Annotated in this window: 24 protein-coding genes; 21 read left to right on the top strand and 3 right to left on the bottom strand. The window is 67.8% G+C overall.

From position 1 onward, the window contains the following. Positions 1-30: 30 nt before the first annotated feature. The 6 genes from aroC to QFZ47_RS22740 all read left to right on the top strand — a co-directional run bounded on the left by aroC (position 31) and on the right by QFZ47_RS22740 (position 6,547). Positions 31-1,161 (top strand): chorismate synthase, encoded by a 1,131-nt coding sequence (aroC, locus tag QFZ47_RS22715; RefSeq protein WP_307657776.1) that lies wholly within the window; start codon positions 31-33, stop codon positions 1,159-1,161. Next, positions 1,161-2,354 carry an MFS transporter gene (locus QFZ47_RS22720; protein ID WP_307657777.1) on the top strand — a complete coding sequence of 398 codons (1,194 nt, stop codon included), beginning with the start codon at positions 1,161-1,163 and terminating at the stop codon, positions 2,352-2,354. The genes aroC and QFZ47_RS22720 overlap by 1 nt, the downstream gene beginning before the upstream one ends. Before the next feature lie 190 nt (positions 2,355-2,544). Next, entirely contained in the window at positions 2,545-3,549 is a 1,005-nt protein-coding gene (locus tag QFZ47_RS22725) for a sugar ABC transporter substrate-binding protein (RefSeq protein WP_307657778.1), read from the top strand. 19 nt (positions 3,550-3,568) lie between these two features. Further along, on the top strand, positions 3,569-4,528 hold the full coding sequence (locus tag QFZ47_RS22730) for an ABC transporter permease (protein ID WP_145744595.1): 960 nt from the start codon (positions 3,569-3,571) through the stop codon (positions 4,526-4,528). Further along, positions 4,528-5,325, top strand: coding sequence for an ATP-binding cassette domain-containing protein (locus QFZ47_RS22735; RefSeq protein WP_307657779.1), 798 nt, complete (start codon positions 4,528-4,530; stop codon positions 5,323-5,325). Before QFZ47_RS22730 ends, QFZ47_RS22735 begins: the two co-directional genes overlap by 1 nt. Beyond that, positions 5,318-6,547 carry an ROK family transcriptional regulator gene (locus tag QFZ47_RS22740; RefSeq protein ID WP_307657780.1) on the top strand — a complete coding sequence of 410 codons (1,230 nt, stop codon included), beginning with the start codon at positions 5,318-5,320 and terminating at the stop codon, positions 6,545-6,547. The genes QFZ47_RS22735 and QFZ47_RS22740 overlap by 8 nt, the downstream gene beginning before the upstream one ends. A 132-nt stretch (positions 6,548-6,679) precedes the next feature. On the opposite strand, the gene QFZ47_RS22745 is transcribed toward QFZ47_RS22740, so the two are convergent. Next, on the bottom strand, positions 6,680-7,144 hold the full coding sequence (locus QFZ47_RS22745; protein ID WP_307657781.1) for a DUF2846 domain-containing protein: 465 nt from the start codon (positions 7,142-7,144) through the stop codon (positions 6,680-6,682). Between the two features lie 196 nt (positions 7,145-7,340). On the opposite strand from QFZ47_RS22745, the gene QFZ47_RS22750 reads away from it, so the two are divergent. Further along, entirely contained in the window at positions 7,341-7,982 is a 642-nt protein-coding gene (locus QFZ47_RS22750) for a hypothetical protein (RefSeq protein ID WP_307657782.1), read from the top strand. A 94-nt stretch (positions 7,983-8,076) separates the two neighbouring features. Here QFZ47_RS22750 and QFZ47_RS22755 read toward each other — a convergent pair whose 3' ends face one another. After that, on the bottom strand, positions 8,077-9,087 hold the full coding sequence (locus QFZ47_RS22755) for a Bug family tripartite tricarboxylate transporter substrate binding protein (protein ID WP_307657783.1): 1,011 nt from the start codon (positions 9,085-9,087) through the stop codon (positions 8,077-8,079). 77 nt (positions 9,088-9,164) lie between these two features. Beyond that, entirely contained in the window at positions 9,165-9,959 is a 795-nt protein-coding gene (locus QFZ47_RS22760) for an IclR family transcriptional regulator domain-containing protein (RefSeq protein ID WP_307657784.1), read from the bottom strand. A 200-nt stretch (positions 9,960-10,159) separates the two neighbouring features. Between QFZ47_RS22760 and QFZ47_RS22765 the strand changes: the two genes are divergently transcribed. The 14 genes from QFZ47_RS22765 to QFZ47_RS22830 all read left to right on the top strand — a co-directional run bounded on the left by QFZ47_RS22765 (position 10,160) and on the right by QFZ47_RS22830 (position 25,032). Continuing rightward, positions 10,160-11,083, top strand: a complete 924-nt coding sequence (locus QFZ47_RS22765; RefSeq protein WP_307657785.1) for a shikimate dehydrogenase family protein — start codon at positions 10,160-10,162, stop codon at positions 11,081-11,083. A 36-nt stretch (positions 11,084-11,119) separates the two neighbouring features. Then, positions 11,120-11,728: a TRAP transporter small permease gene (locus QFZ47_RS22770; RefSeq protein WP_307657786.1), complete on the top strand. Its 609-nt coding sequence runs from the start codon at positions 11,120-11,122 to the stop codon at positions 11,726-11,728. A gap of 1 nt (position 11,729) precedes the next feature. Then, positions 11,730-13,010: a TRAP transporter large permease subunit gene (locus QFZ47_RS22775; protein ID WP_307657787.1), complete on the top strand. Its 1,281-nt coding sequence runs from the start codon at positions 11,730-11,732 to the stop codon at positions 13,008-13,010. 47 nt (positions 13,011-13,057) lie between these two features. Next, a complete protein-coding gene (locus QFZ47_RS22780) occupies positions 13,058-14,062 on the top strand; it encodes a TRAP transporter substrate-binding protein (RefSeq protein WP_307657788.1) in 1,005 nt (334 codons plus the stop codon). Between the two features lie 15 nt (positions 14,063-14,077). Then, entirely contained in the window at positions 14,078-14,911 is an 834-nt protein-coding gene (locus tag QFZ47_RS22785; protein WP_307657789.1) for a shikimate dehydrogenase family protein, read from the top strand. Positions 14,912-15,011: 100 nt separating this feature from the next. Further along, the gene (pcaB, locus tag QFZ47_RS22790) at positions 15,012-16,223 is read left to right on the top strand and encodes a 3-carboxy-cis,cis-muconate cycloisomerase (protein ID WP_307657790.1); all 1,212 of its coding nucleotides are present in this window, start codon (positions 15,012-15,014) and stop codon (positions 16,221-16,223) included. Next, a complete protein-coding gene (locus QFZ47_RS22795; RefSeq protein WP_307657791.1) occupies positions 16,220-16,660 on the top strand; it encodes a carboxymuconolactone decarboxylase family protein in 441 nt (146 codons plus the stop codon). The genes pcaB and QFZ47_RS22795 overlap by 4 nt, the downstream gene beginning before the upstream one ends. Continuing rightward, a complete protein-coding gene (locus QFZ47_RS22800; protein WP_307657792.1) occupies positions 16,657-17,877 on the top strand; it encodes an MFS transporter in 1,221 nt (406 codons plus the stop codon). The genes QFZ47_RS22795 and QFZ47_RS22800 overlap by 4 nt, the downstream gene beginning before the upstream one ends. Next, positions 17,874-18,638, top strand: a complete 765-nt coding sequence (locus QFZ47_RS22805) for an alpha/beta fold hydrolase (RefSeq protein WP_307657793.1) — start codon at positions 17,874-17,876, stop codon at positions 18,636-18,638. The genes QFZ47_RS22800 and QFZ47_RS22805 overlap by 4 nt, the downstream gene beginning before the upstream one ends. 141 nt (positions 18,639-18,779) lie before the next feature. Beyond that, entirely contained in the window at positions 18,780-20,672 is a 1,893-nt protein-coding gene (locus QFZ47_RS22810) for a bifunctional sugar phosphate isomerase/epimerase/4-hydroxyphenylpyruvate dioxygenase family protein (RefSeq protein ID WP_307657794.1), read from the top strand. A gap of 30 nt (positions 20,673-20,702) precedes the next feature. Beyond that, positions 20,703-22,112 carry an MFS transporter gene (locus QFZ47_RS22815; protein ID WP_307657795.1) on the top strand — a complete coding sequence of 470 codons (1,410 nt, stop codon included), beginning with the start codon at positions 20,703-20,705 and terminating at the stop codon, positions 22,110-22,112. Positions 22,113-22,150: 38 nt separating this feature from the next. Continuing rightward, the gene (locus tag QFZ47_RS22820) at positions 22,151-22,834 is read left to right on the top strand and encodes a DsbA family oxidoreductase (RefSeq protein ID WP_307657796.1); all 684 of its coding nucleotides are present in this window, start codon (positions 22,151-22,153) and stop codon (positions 22,832-22,834) included. Positions 22,835-22,957: 123 nt separating this feature from the next. After that, the gene (locus QFZ47_RS22825) at positions 22,958-23,428 is read left to right on the top strand and encodes a hypothetical protein (protein WP_307657797.1); all 471 of its coding nucleotides are present in this window, start codon (positions 22,958-22,960) and stop codon (positions 23,426-23,428) included. A 38-nt stretch (positions 23,429-23,466) separates the two neighbouring features. Then, complete coding sequence (locus QFZ47_RS22830; RefSeq protein ID WP_307658995.1) at positions 23,467-25,032, top strand: DUF1800 domain-containing protein; 1,566 nt, start codon at positions 23,467-23,469, stop codon at positions 25,030-25,032. Positions 25,033-25,151 lie beyond the last annotated feature (119 nt).

Here is a 25,151-nt window from a genome sequence, read left to right on the forward strand (position 1 = left end):
GCCGCCGCTTTGTAGGGATAATCCCCCACCATGAGCGGCAACACCTTCGGAACTCTCTTCGCGGTCACCAATTTCGGCGAGTCGCACGGCCCGGCCATCGGCTGCGTGATCGACGGCTGCCCTCCGGGCATGGCATTGAGCGAAGCCGACATCCAGGGCGACCTCGACCGCCGCCGCCCCGGCACCAGCCGCCACGTCACCCAGCGCAACGAGCCCGACGCGGTGCAGATCCTTTCCGGCGTCTACGAAGGCAAGACCACCGGCACCCCGATTGCGCTGCTGATCCAGAACACCGACCAGCGCAGCAAGGACTACGGCCAGATCGCCCAGCAGTTCCGCCCGGGCCACGCCGACTTCACCTACTGGAAGAAATACGGCATCCGCGATCCGCGCGGCGGCGGGCGCTCTTCGGCGCGGCTCACGGCGCCCATGGTGGCCGCCGGTGCAGTCGCCAAGAAGTGGCTGGCCGAAAAATACGGCATGGTGTTTCGCGGCTGCATGGTGCAGATCGGCGAAATCGCCATTCCGTTCGAGAGCTGGGACCACGTGCCCAACAACCCCTTCTTTGCGCCCATGGCCGACGTGAGCGAACTCGAGGCCTACATGGACCGCCTGCGCAAGGCCGGCGACTCCTGCGGCGCACGCATCCGCGTGACGGCCACCCACGTGCCCATCGGCCTGGGCGAGCCGCTGTTCGACAAGCTCGACGCCGAAATCGCCTACGCGATGATGGGCATCAACGCCGTGAAGGCGGTCGAGATCGGCGCCGGCTTCGAGAGCATCACGCAGCGCGGCACCACGCACGGCGACTCGATCACGCCCACCGGCTTCGTCACCAACAACGCGGGCGGTATCCTCGGGGGCATCAGTTCGGGCCAGGACCTCGAAGTGACCATCGCGATCAAGCCCACCAGTTCGATCATCAGCCCGCGCCAGTCCATCGACATCCACAACAACCCGGTCGAGGTGGTCACCAAGGGCCGCCACGATCCGTGCGTCGGCATCCGGGCGACGCCCATCGCCGAGGCCATGCTCGCACTGGTGGTCATGGAGCACGTGCTGCGCAACCGCGCGCAGTGCGGTGATGTGCAGCAACAGCATCGTCAGCAAACGCAGGACGACCAGACCGAATCCGCCTCGCCGCAGGCGTCTTTCCTCTAGTGTCCGTGCCGCCACCCGTGGCCGCCGGGCGCGGCCACCTGCTGGCATTCGCTGGCCTGTCGGCCAGCTATTTCGCGCACATCGGTTTCTTCAACCCGTACCTGCCGCTGTGGCTCAAGGACCTGGGGTTGCCGATCTTCACGATCAGCCTGCTGGCCTCGGTGCAATCGATCACGCGCGTGTTCGCGCCCTATGCCTGGGGCGCGCTCAGCGACCACACGGGGCAGCGCGTGAAGCTGCTGCGCTTCAGCGCCGCGGTGGCGCTGGCCAGCTCCTTCGGGCTCTGGTGGCATGGCGGCGCCTGGTGGCTGGCGCTGGTGCTGCTGGTGATGTTCACCCACACCAGTTCGATGATGTCGCTCACCGAGGCCGCCATGGCGCAACTGGTGGCGGGCGACTGGGGGCGCTACGGGCGCATCCGGCTCTGCGGCTCGGCCGGCTTCCTGGTGACCGTGTTCTTTGCGGGCGAGTGGTTCGAGCGTTTCGGCATGAAGCACTTTCCAGCCTGGGCCGCGGGCACGCTGGCCATTGTGCTGGTCGCGACCATGAAGCTGCCCGACATCCGCGAGCCGGTAGCGGCGCACGATGCCGTCAAGGAACCCATCGGGCCGGTGCTGCGCATTCCGGCGGTGCGGTGGTTCTTCGCGTCGCTGTTCTTCCAGGTGATGTCGCACTTTTCGGTTTACGCCTTCTTCTCGCTGTACCTCGATTCGCTGGGCTACGGCAAGAGCGTCATCGGCCTGCTGTGGGCGTTGTCGGTGGTGGCCGAGATCGTCTGGTTCTTCCTGCAGGGGCGGCTCATCGGCCTCTTGCCGATGCCGCGCTGGATGCTGGTGTGCGGCATTGCCGCCGTGGCGCGGCTGGGCCTGACCGCCGGGCTGGGCGGCTCGATCGCGGCGCTCGTCATCGCGCAGTGGCTGCATGCGCTGAGCTTCGCGGCGCACCACACCACCTGCATCGCCGTGGTGTCGCGCCGCTTTCCCGGCCGGCTGCGCGGGCGGGGACAGGCGCTCTTCACCGTGATCGGCTATGGCTTCGGCGGCGTGCTGGGTGTGCTGCTGGGCGGTGCGGTGGCGCAGGAGTTCGGCTACCGGACCATGTTCGCGCTGGCGGCCGTGCTGGCGGTGGCGGGGAGCTTGTGCGCTTGGCGGGTGGTGAGGCTGGAGCAGGGAAGACGCCCGACCGCTACCTGAATGCCAACGCCGGTCGCAGGATGTGCAAACCCCGGGTTTTCGATAACTAAAACCACTTGATTTAGTCGCTTCCCTCATCGATAGTCTCCCTGCGTCCGGCCGCCGCGCTCCTTTGCACAAAGGGCTCGCGGCCGGTTATCAAGCCCCGCGGGCGCTCGCCGCCCGCCAACGAACGTACGGAGACAAACCAATGTTCAGCTCCCGCTCCATCCTGGCCATGGCGGCCATGTCCCTGGCCGCATCGTCTGCCGCTTTTGCCGCCGACCAGCCCGTCATCGGCCTGGTCACCAAGACCGAAACCAACCCCTTCTTCGTCAAGATGAAGGAGGGCGCGCAGGAAGAAGCCAAGAAGCTCGGCGCCAAGCTTCTCTCCGGCTCGGGCAAGGCCGACGGCGACAACGCGGGCCAGATCACCGCCATGGAAAACATGATTGCCGCGGGCGCCAAGACCATCCTCATCACGCCGAGCGACGCCAAGGCCATCGTGCCGGCCATCAAGAAGGCGCGCGACAAGGGCGTGATGGTGATCGCGCTCGACAGCCCGGCCGATCCGCCGGATGCGACCGACGCGCTCTTCGCCACCAACAACTACACGGCCGGCGTGCTGATCGGCGAATATGCCAAGGCCGCGATGGCCGGCAAGCCGCCGAAGATCGTCGCGCTCGACCTGCTGCCGGGCCATCCGGTGGGCGCGCAGCGGCACAACGGCTTCATGAAGGGCTTCGGCCTGCCGGCGAACGACGCCAAGTCGAACGAGCTGTCGAAGTCGCCCGAGATCGTCTGCATGGCCGACAGCTTCGGCGACCAGGCCAAGGCGCAGACGGCGATGGAAAACTGCCTGCAGAAGGCGCCCGAGGTGAACCTGGTCTACACCATCAACGAACCCGCCGCGGCCGGTGCCTACAACGCGCTCAAGCGCGCGGGCAAGGAGAAGGGCGTGCTGATCGTCTCGGTGGACGGCGGCTGCCAGGGCATCAAGGACACCAACGCCGGCATCATTGCCGCCACCTCGCAGCAGTACCCGCTCAAGATGGCCGCGATGGGCGTGGCGGCGGGCGTGGAGTTTGCCAAGACGGGCAAGAAGGCCTCGGGCTACGTCGACACGGGCGTGACCCTGATCGCCGGCAAGAGCGTGGCCGGCGTCGACAGCAAGGACACCAAGACCGGCGCCGAACTGTGCTGGGGCAAGAAGTAAGAAGGCCCGGAGCGTCCTGATGGCGAAATCTCCAACGCACCACATTCCGTGGGGCGCCCTGGGGCCGTGGCTGGCCCTGCTTGGCGCATGCATCTTCTTTGCGACCCAGTCCGACCGTTTTCTGACGGGGGACAACCTCTCGCTGATCCTGCAGCAGGTGATGGTGGTCGGCGTGATCGCCATCGGCCAGACGCTGATCATCCTCACGGCGGGCATCGACCTGTCGTGCGGCATGGTGATGGCGCTGGGCAGCATCATCATGAGCAAGTTCGCGACCGAGCTCGGGCTGCCGGTGCCGGTGGCCATTCTCTGCGGCGTGGGCGTGACGACGCTGTTCGGGCTGGTCAACGGCCTCCTGGTCACGCGCATCAAGCTGCCGCCCTTCATCGTGACGCTGGGCACGCTGAACATCGCGTTCGCGATCACGCAGCTGTATTCGTCGTCGCAGACCATCACCGACCTGCCCGCCGGCCTCACGGGGCTGGGCACCACCTTCGCCGTCGGCGGCGCCGCGGTGGCCTGGGGCGCGGTGCTGATGCTGGTGCTCTATGCGCTCGCCTGGTTCGTGCTGCGCGAGACGGCGGCAGGGCGGCACATCTATGCGGTGGGCAACAACGCCGAGGCCACGCGGCTGGTCGGCATTCCGACGCAGCGCGTGCTGCTGGGCGTGTACGTGGCGGCGGGTGCGCTCTACGGCATTGCCTCGCTGCTGTCGGTGGCGCGCACCGGCGTGGGCGACCCGAACGCGGGGCAGACCGAGAACCTCGACGCCATCACGGCCGTGGTGCTCGGCGGCACCAGCCTGTTCGGCGGACGCGGCGTGGTGCTGGGCTCGCTAATCGGCGTGCTGATCGTGGGCGTGTTCCGCAACGGGCTCACGCTGATGGGCGTGTCGTCGATCTACCAGGTGCTGGTGACGGGCGTGCTGGTGATTCTGGCGGTGGCGGCCGACCAGCTGTCGCGCCGGGGAGCCCGCTGATGAATACCGTGGCAAACCCCAAGATCGTGATGCAGGCCCGGGGCCTGGTGAAGCGCTATGGCCAGGTCACGGCGCTCGACGGTGTCGACTTCGAACTGCGCGAAGGAGAGATCCTCGCGGTGATCGGCGACAACGGCGCGGGCAAGTCGTCGCTGATCAAGGCGCTGTCGGGCGCCACCATTCCCGACGAGGGCGAGATCCTGCTCGACGGCGCACCGGTGCACTTTCGCAATCCGCTCGACGCACGGCGCGCGGGCATCGAGACGGTCTACCAAGATCTGGCCGTGGCACCGGCCATGACCATCTACGAGAACCTCTTCCTCGGCCGCGAGCTGCGCCGCCCCGGCTTTTTGGGCAACGTGCTGCGCATGCTCGACAAGAAGAAGATGCTGCACGAAAGCGCGGCCCGCATGGCGGACCTGAAGGTCGGCATCCAGTCGATGACGCAGGCGGTGGAAACGCTCTCGGGCGGCCAGCGCCAGTGTGTGGCGGTGGCGCGCAGCGCGGCCTTCGCGCGGCACGTGGTCATCATGGACGAGCCCACCGCGGCGCTCGGCGTGAAGGAGGGCAACATGGTGCTGGAGCTGATCCGCCGCGTGCGCGACCGCGGCCTGCCCGTGGTGCTCATCAGCCACAACATGCCGCACGTGTTCGAGGTGGCCGACCGCATCCACGTGGCACGCCTGGGCAAGCGCGCGGCGGTGCTCAATCCGAAGAAGATCAGCATGAGCGACACGGTGGCCGTGATGACCGGCGCCATGACCGCCGACCAGCTGCCCGCGGAGGCGCATGCCTGATGCAGAAGCCCCTGCGCGCCCGCCCGACCTGTTGCGGCCCCGCGGCTCCAACCAGGTCGGCATGCGCCAGTTCAACGAGCGCACGGTGCTGCAGGCCCTGCGCGTTCACACCAGCCTGCCCAAGGCCGATCTCGCACGGCTGACCGGGCTCAGCGCGCAGACCATCGGGCTCATCACCGCGCGGCTCGAGGAAGACGGGCTCATCGTCAAGCAGGGCCGCGTGCGCGGCCGCATCGGGCAGCCTTCGGTGCCGCTGGCGCTCAACCCCGACGGGGCCTTTGCCATCGGCATCAAGGTGGGCCGGCGCGGCGCCGAATGGCTGCTGATCGACTTCACCACGCAGGTGCGCGAGCGGCTTGCGATCAGCTACGACTTTCCCGATGCGGACGAGCTGCTGCCCGCCATCGCGCAGCACATCCACCGGCTGCGCGACGGCTTGGGGCCGCTCGCGGTGCGCAACGTGGGCGCGGGGCTGGCCGCGCCGTTCCAGCTCGGCGGCTGGCACCGCACGCTGGGCCTGTCGAAGGCACAGGCCGACCTGTGGAACCAGATGGACTTGGCGGCGGAGGTGCGCGCGCGCACCGACGTGCCCGTGAGCTTCGCGCGCGACACGGTGGCGGCCTGCGTGGCCGAGCTGGTGGGCGGGCGCGGCCATGACCTGAAGAGCTTCCTGTACATCTTCGTCGACACCTTCGTGGGCGGCGGGCTGGTCATCGACTCGCACCTGCACACCGGCGCGCATGGCAATGCGGGCGCACTGGCGTCGCTGCCGATGCAGCCGGCACGGGCCGGTGCGGGCGCGGCGCTGCCGCCACAGGTGATGGCCGAGGCTTCGCTGTGGGAGCTGGAGCAGCGCCTGCAGGCCCAGGGCCTCGACACCACCGCGGCCTATGACGACCGCGCGCTGCAGGCGCCCTTTGCCGCGGCCACGCAGGCCTGGCTCGGCTCCGCATCGCTGGCGCTGGCGCACGCCATCGTGAGCAGCACGGCGGTGCTCGATCTTGCCGACGTGGTGATGGACGGGTCGATGTCGCGCGCATTGCTGCAGGCGCTGCTCGACCAGACGCGCGCGGCGCTCGCGCAGTGCAATTGGGAGGGCCTGTGGCCGCCCCGGCTGCACGGGGGCAGGGTAGGGGCGCAGGCTTGTGCGCTAGGCGGGGCGATGCTGCCGTTGCATGCCAATTTCGCGCCCGATCATGATGTGTTCCTGAAGGCGGGTTGAGAGAGGCCGCTGGCGTCGCAACGCGCCTCACGCACGCCTGGGTGGCGGACCGTTCTTCGGGCGAAGTCCGGTGTGGAAATTACCTGGGGACGGCGATCCGCCGCTTGCGATCGCTTCCCCAGGGGGCACCGCTTACTTGCCGCAGGTGCCCGGTTGCGCCAGGCCGAGCTTGGCTACGTCGGCCTTGCCCTGCGCTTCCGAAATCTGCTCCAGGTCGGCGCCGCCCACGAAAGCGCCCATCTTGATGAACTGCCGGACGAAGTAGTTCTTGCCGGCTTCCATGAACAGTTCCATGGAATTGGGCGAGAACTCCGATTCCGTTTCGATCTTGTTCTTCTTGCCGCCGTCGACCTGCGTGTAGAAGAACACGTCGGATGCACTCTCGCCCAGGCAGTTGCCGTTGACCCAGATGTCCTTCTTCAAAGACTTCCCGCCGAAGCTGTTGCGATAGACATAAAGGCCGGATTTCCCGGTGTCCGGGGCGCTGAACTGCTTGGCCTTGTCGCTCTCCTCCTTGCTGGCCATATTGACGGAGGCGCATCCTGTCATCAGCAGCGCCGACAGGACGACGGTGATGCTCTTGTGATTGAATTTCATTTTTGTGGATATCGGTTGTGCACAGAAGACCGGGCACTCCCTGGACCCGGCCGCTCGCGGCAGAGTGTCGCGAGCGGCGTGATTATGCTTTTTTGCTTCAAGATGTAAATCTGCACACCGAATGCGGCGCCGGCGTGTCGAGCGCGGTGAAGTCGTGTCCCGATAATGCGGTCCCCTCCAGAGACCCCGGAAAAAAATGAGTGCCGCAGATTTTCTTTTCGCCCCCGAGGTGCAAAAGCTCCTGATGGTCGCCTACGCGGCGCCCGACCAACAGTTTTCATCCGGCGAGCTGGCCCAGCGTTCCAAGCTCGACCCCGACACCGTGGCGCGTACCCTGGCGCACCTCGCCGGCAGCGGCATCCTGAAGCGGCACAAGCCCGAGGCAGACGAGGCCGAGACCGTCTCGATCGACCGTGCGTTTCTCTTTCATGACGAGCTGCGCAGCATCGCGCTGAAGTCGTTTGCCGCCGCCGAGCCGGTTCGCTCGATGCTGCGGGCCAAGTTCAAGGACTCGGTCTTGCGCGCCTTCATCCTGCGCGAGGACAAGGACGGCACCCTGGAGCTGCTCGTCGTGCATGGCCAGTCGATGCCCGACGAAGCCGCCATGACGGCCGCGTGCCGGAAACTCTCGAAGAACATCCACCGCCACTTGAAGATGCACGTCATCTCGAACGCCAGGTTCAACAGCCTCACGCCGCGCGACGCGCTCATGCCGAAGCCCTCGGCGCTCGAGATCATCAAGCTTGGGGACACGAAGGCCCAATTGCCCGTCGAGCGGGTCGGGCTCCTGCAAAGCGCGAAGAAGAAGCTGGCCACGCTGTCGCGCTCATCGGCATGAGTACGCCCCCGAGGGCGGCGGCGCCAGCGCCGCACGCATGACGCCCCTCAGCTGTCGGTACAGGCCGCGCACAGTCGGCCAGACGACTGCGCAATCAGTCCGGCTTGATGTTTGCCCTTGCAATGACTTTCTGCCAGCGCGCCTGCTCCGCCGCAATGAACTGCGCGAACTGCTCGGGCGTGCCGCCGATGGCCTCGGCCGCATCGGCCGTCAGCCGCTGCATCGAATCGGGCGACTTCACGGCCTTCATCGTTTCGGCCGAGAGCTTGGCCAGGTTCGCGGGCTCGATGTTGGCCGGCGCGAGCATGCCGTACCACTGCGTCATTTCGAAGCCGGGGAAGCCCTGCTCGGCCACCGTGGCCACGTCAGGCAGCTGCGCCAGGCGCTTGGCCGAGCCGGTGGCGATGCAGCGCACCTTGCCGGCCTTGATGAACGGAATGATGGCCGCGGCGCCGATGGCCGAGGCGTCGAGCCGGCCCGAGAGCAGGTCGGTCACCATCGGTCCGGTGCCGCGGTAGGGCACGTGCAGCATGAACACGCCCGCGGTCATCTTCAGGTATTCGAAAGCCAGGTGGCCCGCGCTGCCGTTGCCCGCGGAGCCGTAGCTCAGCTTGCCCGGCTTCGACTTGGCATAGGCGATGAACTCCTTGAGGTTCTTCGCGGGCACGTCGGGGTGCACCACGTAGAGGCTGGGCACCTTGGCCAGCAGGCTCACGGGCTTGAAGTCCTTGTTCGCGTCATAGGGCAGCTTGGCGAAGATGTAGGGGTTGACCGCCAGCGTGCCGATATGGCCGAGGATCAGCGTGTGCTGGTCGGTGCTGCGCGCCACTTCGCTCATCGCGATGTTGCCGGCCGCGCCGGGCTTGTTGTCGACGAAGACGCTCTGGCCCAGCGTGCGCGAAAGCTCGGCGGCGGTGGAGCGCGCGACGATCTCCGAGCTGCCGCCCGGTGCGAAGGGCACGACGAAGCGCACCGACTTGCTCGGCCAGCCGGCCTGCGCCGAGGCCAGCGAAGGCAGCAGGCCGCCCAGGGCCAGCGCGCCGCCGCCCTGCAGCCATTGGCGGCGGGTGGCCTGGTATTCGTTCAGGAAGTGATCGTCGGACATGGTGCTCGTCTCCATTGCTTTTGTGAAAGAAAGAAAGCCCGCATCCTGCCTGACGCATGCTGTCGGAAAGCTGTCAGTCAGATCAGGTTGCGCATGGCCTGCGCGGTTTCGCGCAAGACCGGCAGCACGCGCGCCACCGCGTCTTCGGAGCTTTCATGGCCCATCGGCATGGTGATGTTGAGCGCGCCCACCAGCGTGCCGTGCCGGTCGCGCAGCGGCACCGCAATGCCGCGCGAATTGAGGTCGAGCTGCTGCTCCGACAGCGCCCAGCCCTGCGCGCGGATGCGCGCGAGTTCGAGCTTCATGCGTTCCATGCTCGCGATGGTGTGCGAGGTGAACACCCGCAGCTGCCGCGTGGCGAGCCAGTCGGCCAGCTCGGCGTCGCTGCGCAGCGCGAGCATCAGCATGCCCGCCGCCGTGACCTGCGCCGGCACGCGCGCGCCCAGCACGTAGCCGGTGCTCATGCTGCGGTTGGGGCCGTTGCGCGCGATGTAGACCACCTCGTCGCCATCCATCACGCTGAGGTAGGCGATCTCGCTGGTGCCGGCCGCCACGCGCTGCAGGAAGGGCTGGACGATGCGCGGCAGCCGCGCCGAGTCGAGGTACGACTGCCCGAGCCGCAGCACGCGCGGTGTGAGCCAGAACAGCTTGCCGTCGCTCGCCACGTAGCCCATGTGCTGCAGCGTCAGCAGGTAGCGCCGCGCGGCCGTGCGCGTCATGCCCGTGCGTTCGCCGGCCTGGCTGGCGGTGAGGCGCGGATGGGCGTCGTCGAAGGCTTCGATGATGCTCACGCCGCGCTCCAGCCCGGCGATCCAGTCGCGCTTGTCGAGGCCGGCCGGCGCGGGGGAAAGATCGGTCGCATCGGTGCTCATGGCCCGAAGTGTGCCGTGCGGCAGCCGGCGCGGCGGCTCGGCTCGATCAGGACAAACCCTGTTTATGTACGATCATCGAACGAATAAGGATGATTGTCGATCGATTGGGGCTTGATTCCTGAGTGAAATCCACGGCGAGGTGGCTAAAGTTCGCCTTGGCAATGGCCCTGGGGCGATTGCCGTACAAAAAGAGGCAAGACATGACCACCTCCATCAGCGGCAGCACCCTGGCGTACCTGATTCCCGGCGACCCTGTGCGCAACGTGCGCCTGCCCAGGATGTTCAACGCCGCCTTCGAGCGCTTCGGCATCGACGCGGTGCTGGTGCCGGTGCAGGTGCCGCTGCGCGATTTTGCGGTGTTCTTCAAGTCGGCCTTCCTCGCGCGCAACGTGCGCGGCATGGTGATTGCGCCGCCGCACAAGCCGATGGCGGTCGACCTGCTCGACGGCTGCGGCCTGTTCGGCCGCGTGGCGGGCTCGGTGAACGTGGTGCGCCGCATCGAGAACAACGAGCTGGAGGGCGACCTGTTCGACGGCGAAGGCCTGCTGGGTGCGCTGGACCACTTCAACATTCCGTTCCGCGGCAAGCGGGTGCTGATCCTGGGCGCCGGCGTGAGCGCCGCGGCCATTGGCGTGGCGCTGGCCGAAGGCGGCACGGTCGATGGCGCCGAGCACATCGCGTTCCACGACACCTCGGCCGGCAAGGCGGCCGGCGTGGCGGCCAAGCTCGATGCCTTCTTCGATGCCAACGTGGTGGCGGTCGACAGCAATGCGCCCGAAGGCTACGACCTCGTCATCAACGCCACGCCGCTCGGCCTGGACGAGGCCGACGCGCTGCCCGTGGACGTCGCGCGCATGGACGGCCATGCCGCGCTGTTCGACATCCTGTTGCGCAACCAGCCGACGCCACTGGTGCGCGCGGCGCGCGCGCGCGGCCTCAATGCGCAGGCCGGCTTCGAGATGCTGATCCAGCAGATGCCGCACTACCTGGGGTATTTCGGCCACAAGGATGCGGCGCAGGGCGTGCGTGACAACGCCGATTTCCTGCGCGAGCTGATCTATCCGGCCGCCATGAGCGCGGAGATCGCGGCTCCGCTGCGCTACCGCTCCGACAGCGTCGCCTAGAAGCGCGATCAGAAAAATTTCAACAGGAGGCAAACAATGACAAGAATTTTCTCGTGGTACTGCCGGGGGCTCGAAGGGCTCATGGCGCTGATGCTGGCCATCATGGTGGTCATGGTGTTCGGCAATGTCGTCCTGCGCTACGGCTTCAATTCGGGCATTACCGTGTCGGAGGAAGTGTCGCGCTGGCTCTTCGTCTGGATGACCTTCCTCGGCGCCATCGTCGCGGTGCGCGAGCACGGCCACCTGGGTACCGACATGCTGATCTCGAAGCTGCCCACCTGGGGCAAGAAGCTGTGCCTGTACCTGTCGCACGGGCTGATGCTGTTCGCCTCGTACCTGCTGCTCACGGGCAGCTGGCAGCAGACGCTGATCAACTGGGACGTGAGCGCACCCACCACCGGCGCCTCGGTCGGCATCTTCTACTTCGTCGGCGTGGTGTTCGGCGTCTCGGCCATCGTGTTCCTGCTGTACGACCTGTGGCTGGCGCTGAGCGGCAAGCTCAGCGACGCCGAACTCGTGATGGTGCACGAGTCGGAAGAGCAGGGCGACATCGACAGGATCAACGCCGAGCTGGCGCGCCGCGATGCCGAAGAGGCACTCGCCCGCCAAGGCGGCGGCAACAACAACAACACGCGGGGCCGCTGACATGACGATCGCCATCTTCCTCGGTGCCCTGCTGGGCGCCATGGCCATCGGCGTGCCGATCGCCTATTCGCTGCTCTTGTGCGGTGTCGCGCTGATGTGGCACCTCGACCTGTTCGATGCCCAGATCCTGGCGCAGAACGTGATCAACGGCGCCGATAGCTTTCCGCTGCTGGCCGTGCCCTTCTTCATGCTGGCCGGCGAGGCCATGAACCAGGGTGGCCTGTCCCGGCGCATCGTGAACCTGGCGCTGGCGGTGGTGGGCCATGTCCGCGGCGGCCTCGGCTACGTCGCGATCGTGGCGGCCTGCATTCTCTCGGCGCTGTCGGGTTCGGCGGTGGCCGATGCGGCCGCGCTGTCGGCACTGCTCATTCCGATGATGGTGGCCGCCGGCCACGACAAGGCGCGCTCGGGCGGCCTGATCGCCGCCTCGGGCGTGATCGGTCCGATCATCCCGCCTTCGATCGGCTTCGTGATCTTCGGGGTCGCCGCCAACGTGTCGATCTCCAAGCTGTTTCTTGCAGGCATCTTCCCGGGCATCCTGATCGGGGCTTCGCTCTGGTTCACATGGTGGTGGCTGGTGCGCAAGGAAAAGGTGCTGCCGCCGCCGCGCAAGTCCAGCGCCGAGATGCTCACCGCGCTGCGCGAAGCGACCTGGGCGCTGATGCTGCCGCTGATCATCCTGGTGGGCCTGCGCTTCGGCATCTTCACGCCCACGGAAGCAGCGGTGGTGGCCGCGGTCTACGCGATCTTCGTCGCCACCGTGGTCTACCGCGAGCTCAAGCCCTCGCAGTTCTATGCCATGTTCGTCTCGGCGGCCAAGACCAGCGCGATCGTGATGTTCCTGGTCGCGGCGGCCATGGTGTCGGCCTGGCTCATCACCGTGGCCGACCTGCCGGCCAAGCTGGTCGCGCTGCTCGAACCGCTGATCGCGAGCCCGATGCTGCTGATGGTCGTGATCATGGTGCTGGTGATGGCGGTCGGCACCGCGATGGACATGACGCCCACCATCCTGATCCTCACGCCGGTGCTGATGCCGGTCATCAAGGCGGCGGGCATCGACCCGATCTACTTCGGCGTGCTCTTCATCATCAACAACTCGATCGGCCTCATCACGCCGCCGGTGGGCACGGTGCTCAATGTGGTAGCCGGCGTCGGTCGAATGAAGATGGACGAGGTCACGCGCGGCGTGTGGCCCTTTGCCGTCGCGGAGTTCGGAATGATGTTCCTGATGGTCATGTTCCCCCAGCTCGTCATCTGGCCGGCCCGGCTGCTGAGCGGCTGACCACTCACCTTTTCCTTTCCCCAGATCAACCCAAGGAGACTTTCAAAATGAACAGCTTTTTCAAACAGACACTGGTCGCCATCGTCGCGCTCGCGGCCATGGGCGGCGCCGCGGCCCAGGTGAAGGAACGCACGCTCAAGTTCGCGTTCCAGAACCAGACCGGCCACCCGCAGGCGCAAGGCGCGCAGAAGTTCGCCGACCTCGTCGCCGAGAAGTCGGGCAAGAAGATCACCGTCAAGCTGTTCCCGGGCGGCACGCTCGGCGGCGACCTGCAGACGGTTTCTGCGCTGCAAGGCGGCACTGTCGAGATCACGGTGCTCAACGCCGGCATCCTGACCGCGCAGGTCAAGGAGTTTGCCGCCTACGACTTCCCCTTCCTGTTCAACAACGCGCAGGAAGCCGACGCGGTGACCGACGGCCCCTTCGGCCAGAAGCTGCTCGCCAGGCTCGACGAGAAGAACCTGCACGGCCTCGGCTACTGGGACCTGGGGTTCCGCAACCTGACCAACAGCAAGCGCCCGATCGCCAAGGCCGAGGACATTGCGGGCCTGAAGATCCGCGTGATCCAGTCGCCGATCTACATCGACCTGTTCAACACGCTGGGCGCCAATGCCACGCCTATGCCCTTCCCGGAGCTGTATTCGGCGCTGGACCAGAAGGCGGTCGACGGCCAGGAGAACCCCAACACCGTGATCGCATCGTCGAAGTTCGCCGAGGTGCAGAAGCACATCACGCAGACGCGCCACATCTACAACCCGCAGGCGCTGATCATCAGCAAGAAGGCCTGGGACGGCATGAGCGCCGAAGAGAAGAAGATCATCGGCGACGCCGCGGCCGAAGCCACCAAATTCCAGCGCGATGTGTCCCGCGCCGCGGCCGACACCGCGCTGGACGCGCTCAAGAAAGCCGGCATGACCGTCACCGAACTGCCGCCCGCCGAAATGGCCAAGCTGCGCGACAAGGTCAAGCCGGTGATCGACAAGTACACGGCCACGGTGGGCGAGCCGACCGTCAAGGAACTGATGGCGGAAATCGCCAAGGTTCGCAAATAAGGACGGCCGACCGACATGATCTCCGGCAAGACCACCCTCGTCGCGCACCTGGGCTTTCCCACCGAAAGCTTCAAGGCGCCGATGATCTACAACCCCTGGTTCGAGAAGCAGGGCATCGACGCCGTCGTGGTGCCGATGGGCGTGAAGCCCGAGGACTATCCCGCGGCCTTCGCCGCGCTGTTCCGGCTCACCAACATCCGTGGCGCGCTGGTGACCATGCCGCACAAGATCACGACCATGGGCCTGGTCGACGAGGTGACGCCCACCGCAAAGATCGCCGGCGCCTGCAACGCCGTGCTCAAGCGCGCCGACGGCACGCTGGTGGGCGACCAGTTCGACGGCGCCGGCTTCGTGCGCGGCGTGCTGCGCAAGGGCTGCGCGCTCGAGGGTGCGCGCGTGCTGGTCTCCGGCAGCGGCGGCGTCGGCTCGGCGATCGCGGCCTCGCTGGCGGCGGCCGGCGTTGCGGAAATTGCGCTCTTCGATGCCTACGCGGCCTCGGCTGAAGCGCTGGCCACGCGCCTGCGCACGCACTATCCGGCGCTGGCCGTGTCCACGGGCTCGAACGACTCGGCCGGCTTCGACCTCATCGTCAACGCCACGCCGCTGGGCATGAAGGAAGACGACCCGCTGCCTTTCGACGTGGACCGCATTGCGGCCTCGACCTTCGTCGGCGAGGTGGTCATGAAGTCGGAATACACGCCGCTGCTGCGCGCCGCCCGCGACAAGGGCTGCGCCGTGCAGGTGGGCACCGACATGCTGTTCGAGATGATTCCCGCGTATCTCGAATTCTTCGGCTTCGGCACCGCCACGGCCGATGCGCTGCGGGCCGAGGCGAAGATCAGCTACTGAGCAATGTGCAACGCCGGCCCGCCTCCGTACGGGGCGGGAGAAGACGCGGTGTAATGCTGTTGCGCTCACTCGAATTTTTTGACGCAAGAAGACATTCACCATGAGTATTTTCGAAGGCTTCCTTTCCACGTCCGAGACGCTTTCCGCCTTCAGCGACCACAATTTCGTCGGCGCGATGCTGCGTTTCGAGGCCGCATTGACCCGCGCGCAGGCCGCGCTCGGGCTGGTGCCGGAGGCGGCTGCGCATTCGATCGTCGGCAGCTGCAAGGTCGAGCTGTTCGACGTGGCCAAGATCGTGCGCGACAGCGGCCGCGCCGGCAGCGTCGCGATCCCGCTGGTCAAGGCCCTGAGGGAGGCCGTGGGCCTGTTCAATCCCGCGGCCGTGCCCTTCGTGCATTTCGGCAGCACCAGCCAGGACGTGATCGACACCGCCATGGCGCTGGTCACGCGCGAAGGCATCGCGCTGATCGAAGCCGATGTCGACCGCGCCATCGAGGCGCTGCTGCAGCACGCCACGCAGCATGCGGCCACGCCGATCCTTGCGCGCACCCTGATGCAGCCCGCGTCGGTCACGAGCTTCGGCCTCAAGTGCGCCGGCTGGGCCGCGCCGCTGGTGCGCAGCCGCGCCCGCCTGCGGGAGGCCGCGCGCCATGCGCTGAGCGTGCAGCTCGGCGGAGCCGTCGGCACGCTGGCGCAGATGAAGGGGCAGGGGCCGGCGGTCGTGCAGCGCGTGGCGGACGAGCTCGGCCTCGGCAATGCCGGTGCCACCTGGCACACGCAGCGCGACGAATGGGTCGCGCTCGGCTGCGAGCTGGGGCTGCTCACGGGCAGCCTCGGCAAGATCGCGCGCGACATTTCGCTCATGGGCCAGTACGAGGTCGGCGAGGTGGCCGAACCCACCGAGCCGGGCCGCGGCGGCTCCTCGGCCATGCCGCACAAGCGCAACCCCGTGGCGGCGATGGTTGCGCTGGCCGCGGCCCAGCGTGCGCCGCAGCGCGTGGCCGCGCTGCTGGCCGCCATGCCGCAGGAACACGAGCGCGCGCTCGGCGGCTGGCAGGCCGAACTGGCCGAATGGCCGCAGCTGCTGATGTCGGCACACGGAAGCGCACGCGCGCTGGCCGGTGCGCTGCCCGGCCTGCAGATCGACACGGCGCGCATGCGTGCCAACCTCGACACCCTGCGCGCGGAGCTGCCGCGCGAGGCCGCGGACGAATGGTTCGACCCCGCCCTCGCCGGGCCCGCCGGCGAAACCGCGCTGCGGCAAGTGGCGGCCCTGCGCGCCCAACTGACTGCGAAAGACACATCCCGATGACCGACGAAGCAAGCACCTCTCCCGCGAACGACTACGAAGCCGGCCTCGTCAACCGCCGCCGCGTGCTGGGCGATGCCTGGGTCGACAAGTCGCTGGCCAACCGCAACGGGTTCAACGCCGAGTTCCAGGAGCTCATCACCCGCCATGCGTGGAACGACATCTGGGGCCGCCCCGCGCTGGGCGACAAGACGCGCCGCTACATGGTGCTGTCGATGATGCTGGGCATCCACGCGTACGAAGAATTCGCGATGCATGTGCGCGCCGCGCTCGACGGTCCGCCCGAGTCGCGCCTCGCGCCCGATGACATCAAGGAAGTCATCATGATGGCGGCCATCTACTGCGGCGTGCCGGTGGCCAACCACGCCTTCGGCATTGCCGCCGGCATCCTGCGCGAGAAGGGCCTGCTGCCCGCGGCAACCCAGTCCGAACCCCGGTGAGCGCGCCGGTCGCCCGGAAGGGCCGGTTCGACGTCACTTTCACCTTGCTGCTGCCGCTGCTCCTGGCGGCGCAGCCCGTGGCCACCGACAGCTACCTGCCCGCGCTGCCCGCCATCGCCAGCGAACTCGGCTCGGCCAGCACCAGCCTTACGCTGTTCGTGCTGGCCTTCGGCTTTGCGCAACTGCTGTGCGGCCCGCTGGCCGATCGCTTCGGCCGCCGGCCGGTGTTGCTGGCGGGCCTCGGCTGCTATGCAATCGCGGCGCTGGGCGGCGCCTTCGCCGGCAGCGTGGCGGTGCTCGCAGGCTGGCGCGCGCTGCAGGGCTTTTCGATGGCGGCCATCCTGGTGTGCGCACGTGCCGCGGTGCGCGATCTCTATCCAGCGCATGAAGGCCCGCACGTGATGGCGCGCGGGCTCACGGGCCTGGGCGTGGTCGGGCTGCTGGCGCCGCTTCTGGGCGCATGGCTGGTGCAGGGAGCAGGCTGGCGCTGGGTGATGGCGTGGATGGCGCTCTACGCGCTGCTGCTGCTTGCGCTGTGCTGGCGTTCGTTCGGCGAAACGCGGCGGCCGCTGGCGGGCGATCTTTCTGCGCCGCGCGGCAGCGCCCGCGCCGTGTTCGCGAGCCGCAGCTTCCGCGCCTGGGCCTCGTTGGCCGCAACGACCTACGGCGGCCTGTTCTGCTTTCTGCTGCTGTCGCCGATGGTCTACATCGGCTACTTGGGCTGGTCGCCCGCGATGTACGGCTGGATTCCGGCCGGCGGTTCGCTGGTCTACATCTTCAGCACCACCCTGTGCCGGCGGCTGCTGCGCAAGCGCGGGCCGGTGCGCACCGTGCAGCTGGGCGCCACGCTGAGCATGGCCGGCGCATCGATCCAGGCGCTGGGCTGCTGGCTGGCGCCGCACAGCGCCGTGCCGCTGCTCGCGGGCCACGCGTTCTATTGCCTCGGCCACGGCATCCACCAGCCCTGCGGCCAGGCCGGTGCCGTGGGCGACCTGCCGCACCTGGCGGGGCGGGCGGTGTCGTGGTCGGGTTTCGGCATGATGATGGTGGCGTTCAGCGCCGGGCAGATCGCGGCGCAGTTCGTCGACACCGGTTTTTCGAACGGCGCCTGGCCGATGGTCGCTCCGATGCTGCTCGCGGGCTGCGGGTTGCTGGCCATTGCGTTCCTCTGGCTGCCGCGTCTTCAGCATCCGATGAAAGAAAAGGAATCACCATGACCCGTTTGAACGTCGTCCGCGAAGGCAGCGGCCCCTTCGTCGTGCTGAGCCATGCGCTCGGCTGCGACCTGCACATGTGGGACGGCGTGGCCGAGCAGCTCGCGCGCGGCCACACCGTGATCCGATACGACCACCGCAACCATGGCGGCTCGGAGGTGGTGCCGGGCGCGCTGCGCGTGGAGACGCTGGCGCACGACGTGGCCGAGCTCATCCAGCGCGAGGCGGGCGGGGAGCCGGTGCACTTCGTCGGCCTGTCGATGGGCGGCATGACCGCGCAGGCACTGGCGGTGCGCCATCCCGAGCTGCTGCGCAGCGTGGTGATCGCGAATTCGTCGGCCCACTACCCGGACCAGTCGCCGTGGCGCGCGCGCGCCGAGACGGTGGCCGCCAAGGGCGTGGCCGCCATTGCGTCCGGTGCGGTGTCGCGCTGGCTCACGCATGGCTATGTCACCACGCAGGAGGGCAAGGCCGCGGCGCAGGTGCTGCACGACGTGCTGGTGCGCACCGATGCGCAGGCCTACATCGACAGCTGCAATGCGGTGGCCGCCATCGATTTTCGCGAGAGCAACCGCCGCATCGCCGTGCCCACGCTGGTGATCGCGGGCCTGCAGGACGAGGCCACGCCGCTCGCCATGTCCGAGGCCATCGCGGCCGCCATTCCGGGCGCGCGCCTGGCCACCATCGATGCGGCGCATCTGAGTGCCGTGGAGCGGCCGGTCGAGTTCACTCAGTTGCTGATCGATTACTGGCGTAATCTTTGAGAAACCCGGCCTTCGGGCCGTGGGGGCAGGCCTAGGTCTAACCCCTATTTCGTGCGAATAGTGCACGCATGCGTTCGATCATCGAACGGCGAGCGATGGGAAACGTTGTGGGCGGCGTCGGGTGTTCCTACAGTCACCCCCATGCATCGCTCCATTGCCACCGTCTCCCTCAGCGGCACGCTTCGCCAGAAGCTCGAAGCCGTTGCGGCTGCAGGCTTCGACGGCATCGAGCTGTTCGAGGCCGATTTCGTCAACTTCAAGGGCAGCGCCGCCGAGCTGCGCCGCATCACCGCGGACCTCGGCCTCTCGATCGACCTGTACCAGCCGTTCCGCGATTTCGAAGGCATGCCCGAGGCGCAGTTCCGCCGCAGCCTGGAGCGCGCCGAGCGCAAGTTCGATCTGATGGAGGCCATGGGCGCACCGCTGATGCTGTGCTGCTCCAACACCTCGCCGCTTTCGGTGAACGACCCGGCGCTGGCCGCCGCGCAGCTGCACGAACTCGCGGAGCGCGCGGCACGCCGCAACCTGCGCGTGGGCTTCGAGGCGCTGGCCTGGGGACGCCACACCTCGCTCTACGGCCAGGCCTGGAACATCGTGCGGCAGGCCGACCATCCGAACCTGGGACTGATCCTCGACAGCTTCCACACGCTGTCGCTGAAGGACGATGTCACGGGCATTGCCGCCATCCCGGGCGAGAAGATCTTCTTCCTGCAGATGGCCGACGCGCCGCTGCTCTCGATGGACGTGCTGCAGTGGGCCCGCCACCACCGCTCGTTCCCGGGGCAGGGCGATCTCGACGTGATCGGGTTGTTCGAGCAGGTGCTGCGCGCGGGCTACACCGGCCCGCTGTCGCTGGAAATCTTCAACGACCTGTTCCGCGAGACGCCCAACCGCCGCACCGCGGTGGACGCGATGCGTTCGCTGCTGTACCTCGAAAGCGAGGCGCAGCGGCGGCTGGCGTCGGCGGCCGATGTGCCGGCGCGCACGCCGCCCGTCGAACTGTTCAGCCCGCCGCCCGTGCCGGCGCTCTCGGGCCTGTCGTTCATCGAGTTCGCGGCGGATGAAGCCTCGGGCAGGACGCTCGGCGCGCTGCTGGCGCAGCTCGGCTTCCGCCGGGTCGGGCGGCACCGCTCCAAGGCCGTGGTGCTGTACCGCCAGGGCGAGATCAACCTGATCGTCAACGCGCAGCCGGATTCGTTCGCGCGCAGCCGCTTCGAGGCGCACGGCACCTCGGTGTGTGCGCTGGGCGTGCGCTGCGCCGATCCACTGGCGGCCGTGGAACGCGCCACCGCCATGCGCTCGCAGCGCCACGACAGCCCGGTCGGCCCGAACGAGTTGCGCGTGCCGGCCATCGTGGCGCCAGGCGGCAACCTGATCCACTTCGTGCCCGAGGCGCTGGGCACCAACGGCCTGTACGAAGCCGACTTCATCCTCGAGGACGACGCGGCAGCCGATACCGGCAGCGCCGGCCTCACGCAGATCGACCACGTGGCACTGGGCCTGGCGCTGGACCAGCTCGACACCTGGGTGCTGTTCACGCGCGCCGTGCTGGGGCTGGAGCCGGGCGAAAGCCTGGAGCTGGCCGATCCCTTCGGCCTGATCCGCAGCCGCGGCGTGGCCAATGCCGAGCGCAGCGTGCGGCTGGTGCTCAACGTGTCGCTGAGCCAGCGCACCCGCACCGCGCGCACGCTGAGCGTGACCGGCGGCGGCGCGGTGCACCACATCGCGCTGCGCTGCAATGACATCTTCGAGAGCGTGGCGCGGCTACGCGCCAACGGCACGCGCTTCGTGCCCATCTCGGACAACTACTACGACGACCTGGCCACGCGCATCGACCTGGACCCTGCGCTGCTCGCACGCCTGCGCGCGGCCGGCGTGCTGTTCGACCGTTCGTCCGCGGGCGACTACCTGCACATCTACACCGAGAACATCGAAGGCGGGCTCTTCTTCGAACTGGCACAGCGCACTGCGGGCTACGACGCCTACGGTGCGCTCAACGCACCCGCGCGCATGGCATCGCAGGCGCAGCAATAAAGATTTTTTTCGTCAACCCGGAGACAAACCATGGCAACCATCACGGCCCACGAGCCGCAAGGCAAGCACCAGTCGAAGAAAGCCACCGCGAGCGGCTGGATCGGCTCGGCGCTGGAGTACTACGACTTCTTCATCTACGCCACCGCGGCGGCGCTGATCTTTCCGCAGATCTTCTTTCCAAAGGGCGACCCGCAGATCGCGATCATCGCCTCGCTCGCAACCTACGGCGTGGGCTACGTCGCACGGCCGATCGGCGCACTGCTGCTGGGCCACTGGGGCGACACGCACGGCCGCAAGACGGTGCTGATCCTGTGCATGTTCCTGATGGGCTTTTCCACCGTCGCCGTCGGCCTGCTGCCGACCTATGACCAGGTCGGCCTGTGGGCACCCGCGCTGCTGGTGCTGCTGCGCCTGATCCAGGGCTTTGCGGTGGCCGGCGAGATTTCGGGCGCGAGCTCGATGATCCTGGAGCACGCGCCGTTCGGACGCCGCGGCTTCTTCGCGAGCTTCACGCTGCAGGGTGTGCAGGCCGGCCAGATCATGGCGGCCGCCGTGTTCCTGCCGCTCGCGCACTACATGGACAAGGACGCCTTCAACTCGTGGGGCTGGCGCATTCCGTTCCTGCTGAGCTTCATCGTCATCGTGGCCGGCTACATCATCCGCCGGGAAGTGGACGAGACGCCTGCGTTCGCCGAAGTAGACAAGAGCGCCAAGGTGCCGAAGGCGCCGGTGGTCCAGGCCGTGACCGAGAGCTGGGGCGACATGCTGCGCGTGCTGCTGTGCTCGCTGATGAACGTGATCCCGGTGGTCGCGACCATCTTCGGCGCCGCCTACGCGGTGCAGCCGGGCTACGGCATCAACTTCGAGAAAGACATCTACCTCTGGATTCCGGTCATGGGCAACATCCTGGCCGTGATCGTGATCCCGTTCGTCGGCAACCTGTCGGACAAGGTCGGCCGCCGCCTGCCGATCGTCGTCGGTGCCATCGGTTCGGGCCTGTTGTCGTTCGGCTACCTGTACGCCATCAGCATCCACAACGTGCCGCTGGCCATCGTAATGTCGCTCCTGATGTGGGGCGTGGTCTACCAGGGCTACAACGCCGTGTTCCCGAGCTTCTATCCGGAGATGTTCCCCACGCGCACGCGCGTCTCGGGCATGGCGATCTCGCAGAACATCGGCACCGCGATCACTGCGCTGCTGCCGGCGCTGTTCGTGGCGGTCGCCCCTCCCGGCGCTGCCAACATCCCGTTGACCGTCGGCGCCATCACGCTGGCGATCTGCGCCATTGCCGCGATCTCGGCCTGGACCGCCCGCGAAACCTACCGCGTGCACATGAACGACCTGGGCAAGCCCGACGCGGTTCCGGTCGACAAGCCCGAGTACGACCGGCTGCGCGAACAGACGCTCGCAACCGCACGCCTGGCCAAGGCCGCCGCCTGAAGACCTTGCGCGCACCAAGGGCGCCGGGGCGATGAAGAATGGCGGGCATGACCTCCCATCTCAAGATCGATTTCGTCTCCGATGTCTCTTGCCCCTGGTGCGCCGTCGGCCTGGGCGCGCTCGAGGCGGCGCTGCGGCGCGTCGCGCCCGACGTCACGGCGGAACTGCATTTCCAGCCTTTCGAGCTGAACCCGCAGATGCCGCCCGAAGGCCAGGACACCTTCGAGCACCTGAACCAGAAATACGGCTCCACGCGTGAACAGCAGGCGCAATCGCGCGAGATGATCCGCCAGCGCGGGGCCGAGGTGGGCTTCGAGTTCAGCCCCGAGGGCCGGCCGCGCATCTACAACACCTTCGACGCCCACCGCCTGCTGCACTGGGCCGAGCTCGAAAGCCCGGCCAGGCAGGCGGCGCTCAAGAAGCTGCTGCTGAAGGCCTATTTCACCGACCGCCAGAATCCCTCCGACCCCGAGGTGCTGGTGCGCGCAGCCACCGAAGCGGGGCTCGATGCAGTCCGTGCGCGCGAGATCCTGGCCAGCGACGAGTTCGCGCAGGAAACCCGCGAGCGCGAGCGCATGTACACCGATGCCGGCATCCATTCGGTGCCCGCGATCATCATCAACGACCAGCACCTGATCTCGGGCGGCCAGCCGGTCGAGGTGTTCGAGCGCGCACTGAGGCAGATTGCCGGCGCTGCGCCTTCCAGCCTGTCGGTAGCCTGACTTAGCCGGCGCTTAGGCGCCGCCTTTGCGCGGCGCTGCGAAGGTAAAGAGCGTCAACGCGGAGCGGGGCACGGCGGTTGAGGAAGCGTCCTCGAACCGTCGTCACTCACAGGAGCTCCGAAGATGAAGAAGAAAAGCCTCATCGCCGCACTCGTTCTCATGGCCGCAGCGTCGCTGCCCGCATGGGCCGACGAATACGGCAGGCACCCGTTCTACCTGCACGCCCTGTCCGACCTGCGCACGGCCGCCTGGAAGGTGGAGCACCGCCGTCCCGAAGACGGACAGGTCTCGCGCGACGAGCAGGTGGTGGTCGACGAGATCCACGCCGCCATCGGCGACCTGCAGCACGCGGCATGGCTGGACGGCAAGCCCGTCGAATGGCGCGAGCCCACCGATGCGTGGCTGCCGCGCCAGGGCCGCCTGCATGCGGCGGTCGACCTGCTGCGCAAGGTGCGCTCCGACGTGGCGCGCGAAGAAGACGACCCGCGCTCGCGGCCGTTCCAGCAGCGCGGCCTGGCGCACGTCGACGTGGCGCTCGACACCGCGCAGCACGCCATCGGCGACGTGCGCCGCCACGACATGCGCAGGGAGTGAACGCGGTGCCGGCCGCCGCTTCGCCGTGGTTGTTCTCCATGCGCCGCGTGTCGTTGGCGCTGGGCGCATGCGCACTGGCGCTGCTCGCAGCCTGCACGAGCGCGCCGGGCGATCGGCGCGCGGTGGTGTCGGTGTCCTTGCCCTCTGCGCCGCTCGATGACGCCAGCCGCCTGCGCTGGCTCGACCGCGTGAGCTGGGGTGTCAATGCAAGCAGCGAGGCGCAGCTGGCACAGCGCGGCCTGCCGCTGTGGATGCGCGACCAGCTCAATCCGCGGCCCGCGCCGCTGCCGCCGGCCGCGCAGGCGCAGGTCGATGCCATGGCCATTTCGCGCACGTCGCTCGACCAGCTCGTGACCGAACTCGACGCGCAGCGCAAGGCGGCCGATGCATTGCCCGACGAAGACCAGAAGAAGGCCGCGCGCCAGGCCTACCAGCAGCGGCTCAACGAGCTGGTGCGCGAGGCGCAGCAGCGCTTCGTGCTGCGCGCGCTCTATTCGCCCAACCAGCTGCAGGAGCAGATGACGTGGTTCTGGATGAACCATTTCAACGTCAACCTGCGCAAGGACAACATCCGCGCGATGGTGGGCGACTACGAAGAGAACGCGATCCGCCCGCATGCGCTTGGCAGGTTCCGCGACCTGCTCGGCGCCACGCTGCACCACCCCGCGATGCTGCGCTATCTCGACAACGCGCAGAACGCCGCCAACCGCATCAACGAGAACTACGCGCGCGAGCTGATGGAGCTGCACACGCTGGGCGTGGGCGGCGGCTATTCGCAAACCGACGTGCAGGAGCTGGCGCGCGTGCTCACCGGTGTGGGTGTGAGCTACCAGCCGCTCGATGCGGCCCCGCCCAACGTGCGGCCGGCCCTGCGCGACGACTACGTGCGCCGGGGCCTGTTCGAGTTCAACCCGAACCGGCACGACTACGGCCCGAAGACGCTGCTGGGCCAGCCCATCGAGAGCCGTGGCCTCGCCGAGGCCGGCGAAGCGCTCGATCGCCTGGCGCGCGCGCCGGCCACCGCGCGCTTCATCTCGCGCAAGCTCGCCGTGTACTTCGTCTCCGACGATCCGCCGCAGGCCTTGGTCGAGCGCATGGCCGCGGCCTTCACGCGCAGCGACGGCGACATCGCCGTCACGCTGAAGGCGATGTTCGAGGCGCCCGAATTCGCCGCTTCGCTCGGGCGCAAGTTCCGCGACCCGGTGCACTACGTGATTGCCGGCGTGCGGCTCGCGTACGGCGACCGCGTGGTGTCCAACGTGAACCCGATGATCGGCTGGATCAACCGCATGGGCGAACAGCTGTACGGCCACGAGACGCCCGACGGCTATCCGCTCAACGAGGCCGCCTGGGCCAGCGCGGGACAGATGAACACGCGTTTCGAGATCGCCCGCGCCATCGGTGCGAACGGCGCCGTGCTGTTCCGGGCGGACGACAAGGCGCCGCTCGAGAAGCCCGCATTCCCGCCGCTGGCCGATTCGCACGCGGTGCGCACAATGCAGGCCGGCCTGAGTGCGGACACGCGCGAGGCGCTCGCGCAGGCGAACAACCCGCAGGAGTGGAACACCTTCCTGCTGGCGTCGCCCGAGCTGATGCGCCGCTGATCGAGGTTTTTCTCCCTCCCCTCCGGGGGAGGGCAGGGGTGGGGGCAAGCGGCGTTCGATGACGCACAAGGCGAGACAAGCGCCGCTTGCCCCCATCCCAACCTTCCCCCGGAAGGGGA

This window comes from Variovorax paradoxus (assembly GCF_030815975.1).
GTDB lineage: Bacteria > Pseudomonadota > Gammaproteobacteria > Burkholderiales > Burkholderiaceae_C > Variovorax > Variovorax paradoxus_N.